At 33.1% G+C, this 14,516-nt stretch carries 10 protein-coding genes; 3 read left to right on the top strand and 7 right to left on the bottom strand.

Going from position 1 to position 14,516, the window contains the following annotated elements:
• Nucleotides 1-41 precede the first annotated feature (41 nt).
• Nucleotides 42-1,121, top strand: coding sequence for a glycosyltransferase family 9 protein (locus KHA98_RS01365; RefSeq protein WP_213254578.1), 1,080 nt, complete (start codon nucleotides 42-44; stop codon nucleotides 1,119-1,121).
• Between the two features lie 43 nt (nucleotides 1,122-1,164).
• On the opposite strand, the gene KHA98_RS01360 is transcribed toward KHA98_RS01365, so the two are convergent.
• The 3 genes from KHA98_RS01360 to sppA all read right to left on the bottom strand — a co-directional run bounded on the left by KHA98_RS01360 (nucleotide 1,165) and on the right by sppA (nucleotide 6,649).
• Complete coding sequence (locus KHA98_RS01360; RefSeq protein ID WP_213254577.1) at nucleotides 1,165-3,762, bottom strand: AsmA-like C-terminal region-containing protein; 2,598 nt, start codon at nucleotides 3,760-3,762, stop codon at nucleotides 1,165-1,167.
• A gap of 167 nt (nucleotides 3,763-3,929) precedes the next feature.
• Nucleotides 3,930-4,877 carry an alpha/beta hydrolase family protein gene (locus tag KHA98_RS01355; protein WP_213254576.1) on the bottom strand — a complete coding sequence of 316 codons (948 nt, stop codon included), beginning with the start codon at nucleotides 4,875-4,877 and terminating at the stop codon, nucleotides 3,930-3,932.
• A 14-nt stretch (nucleotides 4,878-4,891) separates the two neighbouring features.
• Entirely contained in the window at nucleotides 4,892-6,649 is a 1,758-nt protein-coding gene (sppA, locus tag KHA98_RS01350) for a signal peptide peptidase SppA (protein ID WP_213254575.1), read from the bottom strand.
• A 139-nt stretch (nucleotides 6,650-6,788) separates the two neighbouring features.
• Here sppA and folK point away from each other — a divergent pair, with 139 nt between their 5' ends.
• A complete protein-coding gene (gene folK / locus KHA98_RS01345) occupies nucleotides 6,789-7,925 on the top strand; it encodes a 2-amino-4-hydroxy-6-hydroxymethyldihydropteridine diphosphokinase (protein ID WP_213254573.1) in 1,137 nt (378 codons plus the stop codon).
• Nucleotides 7,926-7,927: 2 nt separating this feature from the next.
• On the opposite strand, the gene KHA98_RS01340 is transcribed toward folK, so the two are convergent.
• From KHA98_RS01340 to KHA98_RS01325, 4 genes are all read right to left on the bottom strand, one after another.
• The gene (locus KHA98_RS01340) at nucleotides 7,928-8,278 is read right to left on the bottom strand and encodes an MmcQ/YjbR family DNA-binding protein (protein ID WP_213254571.1); all 351 of its coding nucleotides are present in this window, start codon (nucleotides 8,276-8,278) and stop codon (nucleotides 7,928-7,930) included.
• Between the two features lie 3 nt (nucleotides 8,279-8,281).
• A complete protein-coding gene (locus KHA98_RS01335) occupies nucleotides 8,282-10,444 on the bottom strand; it encodes an Ig-like domain-containing protein (protein WP_213254569.1) in 2,163 nt (720 codons plus the stop codon).
• 108 nt (nucleotides 10,445-10,552) lie between these two features.
• Complete coding sequence (locus KHA98_RS01330) at nucleotides 10,553-11,095, bottom strand: RNA methyltransferase (protein ID WP_213254567.1); 543 nt, start codon at nucleotides 11,093-11,095, stop codon at nucleotides 10,553-10,555.
• Between the two features lie 76 nt (nucleotides 11,096-11,171).
• Nucleotides 11,172-11,603, bottom strand: coding sequence for a DUF1573 domain-containing protein (locus KHA98_RS01325; protein WP_213254565.1), 432 nt, complete (start codon nucleotides 11,601-11,603; stop codon nucleotides 11,172-11,174).
• 158 nt (nucleotides 11,604-11,761) lie between these two features.
• Here KHA98_RS01325 and mutS point away from each other — a divergent pair, with 158 nt between their 5' ends.
• On the top strand, nucleotides 11,762-14,368 hold the full coding sequence (mutS, locus tag KHA98_RS01320; RefSeq protein ID WP_213254563.1) for a DNA mismatch repair protein MutS: 2,607 nt from the start codon (nucleotides 11,762-11,764) through the stop codon (nucleotides 14,366-14,368).
• The last annotated feature ends 148 nt before the right edge of the window (nucleotides 14,369-14,516 follow it).

Below are 14,516 nucleotides of genomic sequence, written 5' to 3'. Positions count from 1 at the left end.
TAAATAAAAGGAAAAATTTTAATCTGTAAATTATTTATAAGATGAATGTTTCAAGTAAAATTAATTCCTTTAGAAGAGCAGTAATGAACTTACTGACGAGGAATATTGGTAAGTCAAAAGTCGATCAGAATATTGTTTTGCTCAATAAATCAGAAATCAAAAGAGTATTGGTTTGCAGACCAAACGGAAGATTAGGAAATCTTTTACTGATAACTCCTTTGCTCCAGGAAATAACTTCAACGTTTCCAAATTGTAAAATTGATTTGTTTGTTAAGGGAACATTAGCGCCCATTATTTTTGAGAACTATGAGAATGTCGATAAAATTATAGATCTGCCTAAAAAGCCTTTTAAAAGCTTACTTGAATATATTAAAGTATGGTTTGTAATCAAAAATGGAAAGTATGATCTTGCCATAAATGTCGATCAGAATTCTTCCTCAGGAAGATTGGCAGTAAAAGTAGCCAATGCTAAATACAAATTTTTTGGTGATTTTCCTGACGGCCAAATGGATCTTAAAGCAGATTATGAGCATATTGCAAAATATCCCGTTTACAACTTCCGAAATTATCTTACGACATTAGGAATAGAAAAAAGTAACCGAATAATTGCTCCGGTAGATCTTAAATTAAATTCGGCAGAATTAACAGGGGGCAAAATAGCACTTGACCAACTGGTTCCTAATTCTAAAAAGACAATTTGCATTTTTACCTACGCTACGGGAGCAAAATGTCTTGAAGAAAATTGGTGGGAAGTTTTCTATAAAGATCTCAAAAGAAAATACAAAGACTACAATATTATAGAGATTTTACCTGTCGAAAATGTTTCTCAGATTGGTTTTGAGGCTCCATCATTTTACAGTAAAAACATTAGGGAAATTGCTGCGTTAATAGCAAATACAGAATTGTTTATTGGTGCCGATAGCGGGATAATGCATTTAGCAAGTTCTTCTCAGACTCCAACAGCCGGATTGTTTTCGGTTTCTAATTTAAAAAAATACGAACCTTACGATAATAGTAGTATAGGAATAGATATTTATAACTATTCTAAAAATGATTATTTTAAAGTCTTTAATAGTATTTTAAATAACGGCAGGCTCCATATTTATTCCAAAGCAGTATAAAAAAAATGGTCAATCTACTCGATTGACCATTTTTTGTTTAGATTTATTTCTTTTTAAATAATCCGTTTAATAAATCACTTGCTTTTTTAGTGACTTCCTGAGTTTTTTGTTCCTTCTCCGTTTTTGCAGCCTGAGTAGTATCTTTCGCTTTAGTGTTTTTGTTGATTAAATCATTTAAAGCCGAAGTTCCTTTTTGCGTTAGTTTTTCCTTTTGCTGATTCGCAACCTGAGAAGCTAAACTGCTAACAGCACTTTTCATATCAGTACTGATTTTTGGACTAGAAAAGTTACCTGTAATCATTGCATTAATTGGAATGTTTTCCAATTTAGCAGCATCGGCAGGAGACAATTTTGATATAAATGTATTTGCTTCACTTCCTAAATATTTAGCAGGAACATCTAATTTTAAGTTGTAATTCATCGTTTGATCAAAACCGTGAGTTCCGCCAACCGTAACTTTAATATCCTGATATTTGATGTCAAATGGTTTTACGTTTACTTTTCCATTCTCAAAAGTTAAAGCCGCTTTAATATCATTCAAATTCACCTTATTCATATCGATAAATTTAATGTTTGAGCCTAAAGCATTTAATAAAGTGGAATTTTTAGCATTTACAGTAGACGAAAGCAATTGTCCTAATAAATCTCCTGAAATCGAACTTAAATCCGGAGTTAATTCTTTAGCATCTAATTTTCCGTTTAATTTAATGGTCGAGTTTAATTTACCATTGATGATTCCGGCAATAGGGGCAATCTTTTTCATCATGTCCAATTGCGTGAATGTTTGTGCAATATCAACCTGATTAAAACCTAAATTCATGTCAAACGTTGGTACTTTTTCTTTAGTAGAAACAGCTCCGGTCAAACCAATTGTTCCACCAAAAATAGAAGTTTTAAAGTTTTCTAAAAGTGCTTTTTCATCTTTAACAATCAATCTTCCCGATACATCTTTCAGTTTTAAATTGTCGTATAAAACGGTTGTTGCTTTAGCATTTATTGTACAGTTTAGAAAAGCAGGAATTTTCATTGCCTCAGCTGGTTTTGCAGCCGTTTTTGTTTCTTCTTTTGCAGGTTCTCCGGCCGTCATAAAATCATCAACTGCAAGCTGATTGGAGCTCATATTGAAATTACCTCTTAATTCTTGTTTTTTGAACATGAATCCGTAGAAGTTTTCTAAAACTCCATTAATTGCAAGATCACTTTTTCCGGTAGTAGCATTAAATTGTTTTAAGTTAATTTTACTCGGATTAAATTCTACCAACGCTGTGCTGATATTCATAGATTTGTTATTCTCATCAGTGTATTTAAACCCTGATAAACTCATAGTTCCGGCATTTTTGATGTTTTGATATTGACTTTTTTCAACAGAAGCCATATCAAAATTAGTTGTAACATCAGCTTTCAAAATACCCGCAAGAGGTTTATCCATTTTAATTGGATATGCTTTTGAAAGATTAGCCAGGTTGATTGTTCCTTTTAAAGCAGCATCTACAATAGGATTTACGGTAATATTTTTGATATTCGCTTTAGCGTTAAAAACATCCTGATCAATTCTAAAAGAAAGTTTATCTAAATTGACGTAGGTATCATTTAGAATTCCTGTTTCGTTGATGATCTTAGTATCAATTACAATATTCTGAACCGATTTTGGTAAGTTAGGATATTGAAAAGAAGCATTGTTGGATGCAATCGCGATATTGAATTTAGGAACCGTAGTATCCGTCAATTCTCCTTTTGCAAAACCAGCAACAGTAAAATCGCCTGTAGTTTTTACACCATCTAAACTTGAGGCATAAGCAGATGGAATTAAACCTAAGAAGTTGGTAAAGGAAGAAGTTGGCGTTTTAAACTTTAAATCATAAACCTGAGCCTTTTCTTTCATTTGAATAAAACCATCAAATTCTAAAGGCAATTGGTTGATTAAAGCTTTGTTCTCCTTAAAAGTATATTTACTTTGGTTTAAATCAATTCCTAATACAGCATCTAAAGTCAGTTTTACATTTTTCATGTAATTGATTTTGTCCATATCTAACGATACTTTTGCTGTAGATTTTGTAGTTAGATCTAATTTTGAATTGGTAAAATCTCCAGTTCCTTCATGGTTTAAACTATCAATTACCATTTTAATTTTAGAACCCTGATCAATATATCTAAATGTAAAATTCTCGATTTTATAATTCTGAATTTTTAAAGAAAGCGGTTTGCTGTTATCGTCTTTCGGAGTGTCCTTCTTGTCTTTTAAGGCAATGTCAAAGTTTCCGACACCATCTTTATTAAAAATGATATTGATTAAACCATTTTCAGAAGTAATTCCCTGAATGCTTAAAGGTTCTTCTTTTCCTTTAAAAAGTTCTTTAACGCTCATTTTTAAATTTAATTCACCCAATGAAACTAGTGTGTCGCCTTCAAAAGGAGCTTTGTTTATAATAACAAGTTTTTCGATTCCAACAGTAGCATTCGGAAAGTTTTTAAACAAACTTAAATCAGCATCGGCAAAGCTTACTTTTGCATCAACACTTTCGTTGATCGCATCTGCAATTTTAGCTTTTATCTGATCTTTGAAAAAGTAGGGAATGGCAAATAGTGCGGCCACAAAAACCACGAGCACAATGGCGGTTATTTTTAAAATTTTCTTTAACATATTTATAGATTTGAGGGTTTACTTAAAAATCAAGTTATGCAAAAATAGTTTTTTTTGCCGCAGTTTGGAGATAAAGTTTTCTTAAAAATGTAAGAATTGTATTATTGTTAAATGAAAAAAAATCCGCTTGAAAATTTTCAAACGGATTTATGATTTTGTTATTGTGTTTATTTTTTAATAAAGGAAACAATCTTATTTACCATTGTCTCAGAAATTGGGAGAGTTTCATTGGTGTAACTTTCCATATTAGCTTTGTTATCTCCGTCAATAATCTTCATGATGTGATTCATTTTATCAATGATTACTAATTCAGAATTTTTATTTGCCTGAGCTAAATTTTCAGCATCCTTAATTGTTACTTGTAAATCATTACTTCCTTGTATAATTAGGACCGGGACAGTCAATTTTTTTATTTCTGCTTTAGGATCGTATTTAAACCATGAAATCAAATAAGGTTGAATACTTGGTCTGAAAAGCGAATTAAGAAGCGGATCAACTTTATTTACTTTATTTCCACCTTTAAGACTGTCTATAATAGGGAAAGTCATTTCCTCAACCTGTTTATTGGACTTTGATGAAATTTGAGATTTTATTAATTGATCTGCAGATTCACCAGCTCCTGCGATAGAAACAAACTTATTTGCTTTGGCACCTGCAATCATTCCAATTAAGGATCCTTCACTGTGTCCGATAATAGTTAATTGCGAAAAACGCTTATCCTGTTTTAGAAAATTAATCCAGCTTTTGGCATCCTCAGTATAATTTTCAAAAACCAGACTAGATTCTGTTATGGCAGACGCTTTACTCTCGCCAATTCCTCTTTTGTCGTATCGTAATGATGCAATTCCGTTTTTTGCTAAAGCTTCAGCCAGCATTTTTAAGGAATTGTTTTTCATCATCGGATTATTTCCGTTTCTATCTGTTGGGCCAGAGCCTGCAATTAGTAAAGCAACCGGACATTTTTTTACATTATCAGGAACGGTAAGTGTGCCATAAAGCTGATCAACATTGATTTTTAAAGTAACATTGGTTTCTTTAAAAGTATCTTGTGTATTGGTTTGTGCATTTACAATAGAGAAAAACAGAACACTTGCAAACAAAAATAAATTTTTCATTTTTTGAGATTCAATTATTTAATGTTTATTCCAAATGGCATCATGGCCTGAACACCTTTTTGTTTTTGAAGTTTTTTAACCTGCTCAATAAGCATATAGTTCTCTTCTCCGATTTCTTCTTTTATAAAAGCTTCTTTAGATTGTGCAAAAGGCATTTTTGACAAAAGATCTCCAAAAGTTTTCTCATACTCAGGATAATTTTGCGTACTGTATGTTTTTATTTTAGCAATTTTAGCAGCTTCAGCAATAGCATCATTTAATCCGCCTATTTTATCTACTAATCCAATCTTTACAGCTTCAGAACCCGACCATACTCTTCCTTGTGCAATGGCATCAACTTGTGCGAAAGTCATTTTACGGCCTTGCGCAACATGAGTTACAAAAGTGTTGTAAATATGTTCAACACCTTCTAAAGTAAATGCTTTGAATTTTTCATCAACTGGAACAAACGGACTGTAATTTGCTGAGTTTTCGTGTGTTTTTACTTGTTCTGTATTAATCCCTAATTTAGTAGCCAACGGACTAAAATTTGGCAATATTCCGAAAACGCCTATAGAACCTGTAATGGTATTGCTTTCAGCAAAAATCTTATTAGCATTACAAGCAATATAATAACCTCCGGAAGCAGCATAGTTACCCATAGAAACTACGACAGGTTTTACTTTTTTAGTTATTTCGATTTCCCTCCAGATCAAATCTGATGTTAAAGCACTTCCACCAGGACTGTCAATTCTCAATACAATTGCTTTTACATCCTCGTCTTTTCTGGCCTCCTGAAGTGCACGTCGCATAGAACCTTCGCCAATAACGGTAACATCTCCTTCGCCACCTTCTATTTCGCCTTGAGCGTAAATAATTGCAATTTGATCATCCGCTGTATTAGCAAGGGCAGTAGTAATGTTGTTTTGTGTATAATCTGAAATTGAAATTTTGTTGTAATCATCATCTCCGGTAACTTTCAACGCTTTTTTAATGGCATCGTGATATACATCTTCATAAGCGATAATATCTACTAAACCGTTGGCTTTTGCCATTTCGGGAGTTCTGGCTAATAAACCGTTTGCAATTTCATTAAGTTTTGGAAGCGGAATATTTCTGCTTTTAGAAATGTCAGCAGAAACCGTTGTCCATATTGAGTTTAGCAATGCTGTAACTTGTTCTCTGTTGGCATCACTCATTTTATTTTCTAAAAACGGTTCAACAGCACTTTTGTATTTTCCGTGACGAATCACTTCCATATGAATACCCGATTTGTCCTGAAAATCTTTAAAAAACATTACTTCAGACGAAAGTCCTTTAAAATCTAAATCACCCGCAGGATTCAAATAAACCGTATTGGCTACAGAATTTAGATAATACTCTTTTTGTGAATACGTATTGGCGTAAGCCCAAACAAATTTTCCTGATTTTTTAAAGCTTTCAAGTGCATTTCTTAAATCTTTATATTGAGCAAGTCCTAAAGAAGATTCATCATTTAAAATAGAAATTCCTTTGATGTTATCATCTGTTTTTGCCGCTTCGATTGCATTGATTACATCTGTTAATCCAATTCCTTTTTGTTCAGAAAAAACAGTAACCCATGGATCTTTATATTTACCTGCATAATCATTTTTGATTTCTTTCAGATTCAGTTCAATAACCGAATCTTTTTTGGCTGATACACTTTCCTCACCTCCAAAAATGGCTCCCAAAAGAATTATTCCAAAGAAAAACAGCATTATAAATACAAAAATACCAATCACTGTGGCAATTACATTTCCTAAAAACTTCATACGTATATTTTTTTAATAAGTAGTATTAACAGATAAAATGTTACAATTTTTAACACATAATTTTAAGATCAATTCTATGTGTTGTTTCACAAATATATTGGTTAATTCTAAAATAGTTTTAGTTAATTTGCATTTAATTATGAAGTCACAGCATCAAGTCGTTTTATCTATCGGGAGTAATCAGGGAAACAGGTTAGCAAATATCGAAAGTTGTATTGCATTAATACATCAGGAAGTAGGCACAGTAATCAGGGTTTCAAGACTATATGAAACACCTGCGTGGGGGTTTGAAAGTGATGCTTTTTATAATTGCGCACTGCTTTTGCACAGTACTTCATCGGCACAAAAAATACTGAATCAGGTTTTAAAAGTTGAAAAACAATTAGGTAGAATCAGACTTAATCAGGAAGGGTATCAATCCCGACTAATTGATGTTGATTTAATTGCTTTTGATAGTGAAATTATTGATTCAGAAAAACTTCAGATTCCGCACCCTTTAATGCAAAACAGGAATTTTGTTTTATTACCCATGCAGGATTTAAAACTGGATTGGGAACATCCGATTCTACAAAAAACGGTTTCAGAATTAATTGCGATTACTCCGGATGAAAGTGTTTGTACTGTTGTTCAGAATTTAAAGAATCCTTTGAAGGAAATTGCACTGGAGAAATTTAATTATATTGCTTTTGAAGGAAATATTGGAGCAGGAAAAACTACTTTAGTGCATAAAATTGCAGAAGATTTTAATGCTAAAACAGTTTTGGAAGGTTTTGCAGATAATCCATTTTTACCTAAGTTTTATAAAGACCAGAATCGTTATGCTTTTCCTCTCGAAATGTCTTTTTTGGCAGATCGTTATCAGCAATTATCAGATGATTTAAAGCAATTTGATTTGTTTAAAGATTTTATTGTTGCGGATTATCATATTTTTAAATCTTTGATTTTTTCGAAAATAACACTTGGTGAAGATGAATATCGTTTGTACCGAAATTTATTCGATATCATTTATAAAGAAATGCCAAAGCCTGATTTGTATATTTATCTGTATCAAAATACAGAACGTTTGCTTCAGAACATTAAAAAACGAGGTAGAAGCTACGAGCAAAATATAGAGGCAGGTTATCTCGATAAAATCAATAATGGTTATCTGGATTATATTAAATCTCAAACTGACCTGAATGTTTTAATAATAGACGTTTCGAATCGTGATTTTGTGAAAAAACACGAAGACTATCTTTATATATTAAGTGAAATTAAGAAGAAAATAGTTTCTTAGGGCTATAATATTCCAAGCTGTTTTCTCAGTTTTACGGATAATTTTTCATGAACAAGTCGATAAGACTGCTCAATGTATTTTTCCCATTCTGATTTTTTCATTCTTGAGATATCATCAATTAAAACCCATTTGTATTTTGCGACATAAGGAGCGGGTTTAAAGCCGGTTTTGTTGCTTATTTCTTCAAATTCTTCGTCCAAAACTTTAAAAGAAGCCGAAGTTGGATTTTGATCAAGACCAACAACGCAAAACATTTTTGATCCTACTGAAAACACAAGATCATGTTCCCATTTTATATCTTCAGTTACTCCAATGAGTTTGTGGCAGATTTCGCGAATTATTTCAATATTCATTGTTTATCTTTTTAATGAAAAATGACCTCTTAAAACAGGTTGAGTGTTGTCAATTTTTAAAGCATACCAATAATCTGAGGCTGGCAATTGCGCTTTATTGAAAGTACCATCCCAACTCATTTTTGCAGCATTTAGTTCTACTACTAATTTTCCGTATCGATCAAAAATTGTGACTTGTGCCTGTGGGTAATTTTCCATTCCGGTTACTTCCCAAACATCATTGAATGTATCATTGTTTGGTGTAAAAAATGCAGGAAAAACCAAAACAACAAAGTTTTTGGCAACTGCACCACAGTTCGTTTTTTCTTTTACATAAGCTGTTTGTAAGCCTCCGGGAACATCATAAAAGATATTAGAATCCTGAAAATGTACACCATCAACAGAATATTCAAAATAATTCTGTTCTTTTTTAAGATAAATAATAACCCTTGTGCCGTTTACGTCAATACGATCAATCTGTGGAGTTTCATGTTCTTCGACTATAATTGTTTTTGTGCTTGAACAATCTTCTGATGGATTTTTTACTTCTACGGTATAAGTTCCTCCGGTATTTACTTTTATTGTTTGAGTAGTCTCGTTTGTTGACCATTTGTATTCCATTCCTGAAACTCCTGCGTCTAAGGTTATAGTTTGAGATTGACATAATGGTAATGTTTCATCAATAACAGCAGGCGGAGTGTATATTCTAATATTAACCGGAATTCGATTTGGATTGATACAACCTTGATTAGAGGCTTGAGCGTAGTAGGTTGTGTTTTCAGAAATTGTTGGCGTTACAAAACTAGTACCTCTAAAAAGACTTGTTTGGTCAGAAGCAGTTTTATACCAATTAATTTCCCCAATATTTGAACTTGCTTTAAGAGTTAAAGAACCTGGTCCGCAGTTGGTATATTCGGTTTTTTCTGGTACGGGCGTAGATGGAGTAGTGTTTACAGTGGCAACAACCTGTTTCCTGTTTGATTCACAACCGGCATCAACATAATAGGTTGTGGTAGTACTTAATATTGGGGTTGTAAAAGAGTTTCCTATAGTTATTAAATTTCCTCCAACTGCGGCATCATACCAACGGATTATTGCTCCTGCTGTCGCAGCTGCTGAAAATGTAAAAGTTCCCGAGTCGCAAACCGCTACTGGATTTGCAGAAGGAGTGGCTACTGGAATTGTAATTTTTGTACTTGCAGCAATTTGCAAAGGCTGTTCTCCGGCAGAGCCCCCATATTCAACAACAAAACCTTTTGGCTGATATGGATCATTGGTTGTTAATGATCCAGTGTTTGACAAATCATTCCACGAACCTCTTATTCCTATTCCAGGTTGTGTAATGTGAGCATAGTCTTCATCGCCTTGTTGATTGGGTTCACCGGTATTCCAGAATGTATAATTCATTATAGTTCCGGCTTCAGGCCCTGTTACCCATTTCCAAACGCCTTCGGTTTCGGCATCGCTTCCTCCAATCCAGCCTGTTCCCGAAGCTTGTTCGCCAATTAATTTGGCTTCATCAGCAGATAATATCGTAGCTAAATAACCTTTAAGTCCGTAATAAGTTCTCGCCTCGGCTGCAGCTTTTGCGGAAGTCCAGGTAATACCAATATTTGGAATAAATTGATAATAATGTTGTGTAGAAGGTAAATAATTGGCCTGACCAATTGTTATCGAAAATGTCTTTGTGCCTGAAGCAGTTGGTGATGGATTAGTAAAAACGACATCTTTAACGGCTTTAATTAAATCTGAATAGGGAACTTGAGCACCAGCTACAGGATTTGAAAATGTCAATTTCCCTTCTGTAGGATCCCATTTTATAACAATACCCGGATGAGATGGTATATTGGTTAATTCCAGTTTATCAAGTCCATTTGAATATCCGGACGATATTTGAATATAGAGTGCTTCGGTTCCTGTTTCGGTTAAGTCGTGTTCGATGTCAAAAGTTTCAACTATTTTTATTGCTGTGCCAGTACAATAGAATTGATCACCTGTAGCTTTTATTTTGGGTGGCGGAACATCAAATAATAGTTTATTGTTTTTCCTTTTATTTAGTTTAAGGGTGTCGTTTTTTGTTTCAAAACAACTATTTTTAAAAGATTTAATCTTTTCATTTGCAATAGATTGATTGAAATGTAAAACAAAAAGAAATACGACTGTTTTTAAGAAAAGGAAATTTTTCATTTTATAAAAGTATCGATTTTATAAGAATAAAAAAATATATTTCGATTTCTAACATTTAAAGAGAAAACCCAATGTAAAATAACATTTTTGCATTGGGTAAAATGTATTTTAAACAGCGTTAGGCCAGTTTAATTTCTGAAATAAATCCCAAACTACAATTCCGGCACTAACAGCAATATTAAGGGAATGTTTGGTTCCAAGCTGTGGAATTTCTATACAGCCATCACATATTGCAACAGCTTCCTGAGCTACACCAAAAACTTCATTTCCAAAAACCAATGCATATTTTTGATTTTTTTCAACTTTAAAATCCTGAAGAAAAACAGCACTCTCAACTTGTTCAATTGCCATTGTCAGGACATTGTCTTTTTTTAAATTTTGAATAACCTCCAAAACATTTTCATGATGTTCCCAGGCTACAGTTTCAGTTGCACCAAGAGCAGTTTTATGAATTTCTTTATTCGGCGGAGTAGCCGTAATACCACACAGAATGATTTTTTCAATTAGAAAAGCATCAGCAGTTCTAAAAACAGATCCGATATTATGCAAACTGCGAATATCGTCTAATACTAATATTAAAGGTGTTTTATCTGATTTTTTAAAATCTTCAATTGATTTGCGATCCAGCTCGCTGTTTTCAAGTTTTCTCATTGGTGTTGTATTCAGAGCATAAAAAAAGCTTCCAAAGATAAGGAAGCTTTTTCGATTATTTTATTTTGTTTTCAGATTAACTTTTTACAGGATCTGGTAAAACAGTACCTTTAATAGTAAGTACTTTTGTTGGTTGTCCTTCAGCATTAGAAGTTACAGTTACAGTTTTAGTAAAAGCACCAACTCTGTCAGTAGCATATTTTACACCAATAATACCTTTTGCACCTGGAGCGATTGGCTCTTTTGGTGTAGTTGGTACAGTACAACCACAAGATCCTTGTGTGTTTGTAATGATTAATGGTTTAGTTCCGTTGTTTACAAAAACAAACTCACGTTTACCATCAGCATTATGAGCGATAGTTCCGTAGTCAATAGTTTCAGTTTCAAAAGCCATTCCAGCTCCTTCAATTTTAGCAACTTTAGTAGCTTTTGCTTTTTTAGTGCTTTGTGCATTTGCAGCTGTAATTCCAACTACAGCTAGCATAACAAATAAAATTATTTTTTTCATTTTAGGGTCTTTGTTTTTAATTATAAACAAATCTATGTAAAAATCTTAAATGTGCGCTTAAAAATATCTTAAAAATATTTTAATTTTTGAAGCTTTTTATATTCTTTCAAAAAAGCATAAATTCGCTGTCTTAATTTTTCATTTAAAAATATAATAATTTGGCAGCTAAAGAAAAAGTGGTGAAAGAAACACCTTTAATGAAACAGTACAACGAAATCAAGAGTAAATATCCTGATGCATGTCTGCTTTTCAGAGTAGGAGATTTTTATGAAACCTTTGGAGAAGACGCCATTAGAGCTTCTAAAATTCTTGGAATTACATTAACTAAAAGAGGTGCAGGATCTGAAACTGAAACTGCTTTGGCCGGTTTTCCGCATCACTCGGTTAATACTTATTTGCCAAAATTAGTAAAAGCAGGACTTCGTGTTGCAATTTGTGATCAGCTTGAAGATCCTAAAATGACAAAAACAATCGTTAAAAGAGGAGTAACAGAGCTTGTAACGCCGGGAGTTTCTTTAAATGATGAGGTTTTACAGTCAAAATCGAATAACTTTTTAGCATCAGTTTATTTTGCTAATAAAAATATTGGGGTATCCTTTCTGGATGTTTCAACAGGGGAATTTTTGACAGCACAGGGAAATGCTGAATATATTGACAAGCTTTTGCAGAATTTTAATCCAAGCGAAGTTTTGGTTCCTAAGAATAATAAAAATGATTTTAAAAGTGCTTTTGGAGAAGATTTTCATAGTTTCTACCTGGAAGACTGGATTTATAAAGAAGATTATGCTTTAGAAACCCTGACAAAACATTTTCAAACCACTTCATTAAAAGGTTTTGGTGTCGAAGAGTTAAAAGAGGGAATTATTGCATCGGGTGCGATTCTGTATTATTTATCTGAGACACAACATAACCGTGTACAGCATATTACGGCAATTCAGCGTATAGCAGAAGATGCTTATGTGTGGATGGATCGTTTTACAATCAGAAACTTAGAATTATATCATAGTTATAATCCAAATGCGGTTACACTTCTGGATGTTATCGATAAAACGCTTTCTCCAATGGGAGGCCGTTTGTTAAAACGTTGGTTGGCATTGCCATTAAAAGATGGCAATAAAGTAAAAAGCCGACATGAAGTAGTAGATTACTTAAAATCGAATCCTGAAATTCTGCATAATATTCAATATCAGATAAAGCAGATTTCAGATTTAGAGCGTTTAATTTCTAAAATTGCAGCTGGAAAAGTATCACCAAGAGAGATTGTTTATTTAAAAGAATCTTTAGATGCTATAATTCCAATTAAAACCTTGGCGCTTGAAAGTCCGCAGGAAGCAGTAAAAGTTATTGGAGATAGTTTGCACGCCTGTGATCTATTAAGAGAAAAAATCAAAATAACTTTAAATCAGGATGCGCCGGTGGCAATTGCAAAAGGAAATGCGATTGCAAAAGGAATTAGTGAAGAACTGGATGAGTTACGTGCGATTTCGACTTCCGGAAAAGAATATTTAGAAGGAATCGAAAAAAGAGAATCGGAGCGAACAGGAATTTCTTCTCTAAAAATTTCTTTTAATAATGTTTTTGGATATTATATCGAAGTTAGAAATACACATAAAGATAAGGTTCCGACAGAATGGATTCGTAAACAAACTTTGGTAAATGCAGAACGATATATTACTGAGGAATTAAAAGAATACGAAACTAAAATCTTAGGGGCAGAAGAGCGAATTTATAAAATTGAAACAGATCTTTTTGAGCAGTTGGTTGCCTGGATCGCAACATATATAAAGCCAGTTCAAATGAATGCAAATCTGGTGGCGCAATTAGATTGTTTGTGTTCATTTACGCAATTGGCTATTGAGAATAAATACGTGCGTCCTGAAATTGATGAAACGTTTGAATTAGAAATTAAAAATGGAAGACATCCTGTAATTGAAAAACAATTACCGGTAGGAACACCATATATCGCCAATGATGTTTTTCTTGATAGAGAGACTCAGCAGATTATCATGATTACCGGGCCTAACATGTCGGGTAAGTCTGCTATTTTAAGACAAACGGCGCTGATTGTCCTTTTGGCTCAAATGGGAAGTTTTGTTCCTGCTGATAGTGTTAGAATGGGAATTGTGGATAAAATCTTTACCAGAGTTGGAGCTTCGGATAATATTTCCATGGGAGAATCTACTTTTATGGTTGAGATGAATGAGACCGCTTCTATTTTGAATAATATTTCAGACAGAAGTTTGGTATTGCTGGATGAAATTGGAAGAGGAACAAGTACGTATGATGGAATCTCTATTGCTTGGGCTATTGCTGAATTCCTGCACGAACATCCAGGAAGAGCAAAAACGCTTTTTGCAACGCATTATCATGAATTAAATGAAATGACAGAATCGTTGCCTAGAATTCAAAACTACAATGTTGCTGTAAAGGAATTGAAAGATACAGTGTTGTTTGTTAGGAAGCTGGTAAAAGGAGGAAGTGCGCATAGTTTCGGAATTCATGTAGCTAAAATGGCTGGAATGCCTCAGCTTGTTATTTCAAAAGCACAGAAGCTTTTAAAGAAATTAGAAAAGAATCATTCAAGTGATGCATTAAATGGAATTAAAGCAGCAAATGATGAAATGCAAATGAGTTTCTTTAATTTGGATGATCCTTTGCTTGAAGAAATAAAAGAAGAAATTTTAAGTCTGGACATTAATGCAATTACTCCGGTAGAAGCACTAATGAAACTGAATGAGATTAAAAGAATGCTGGTCAAAAAATAATAATAAAAATTTTCAAGTTTAAAGTTTAGGTTATCAGAAAGTTATAAAATAAGTGAAATATTTTTTTAAAAAACGCTTGTGTAATTGAATAAATGTCCTAAATTTGCACTCGCAATACGAAACAAATCAAGTGTTGTGAGTTCTTAAA

The sequence above is a fragment of the Flavobacterium branchiicola genome (assembly GCF_018383905.1).
Lineage (GTDB): Bacteria > Bacteroidota > Bacteroidia > Flavobacteriales > Flavobacteriaceae > Flavobacterium > Flavobacterium branchiicola.
This window is presented reverse-complemented; position numbering and strand designations above follow the sequence as displayed.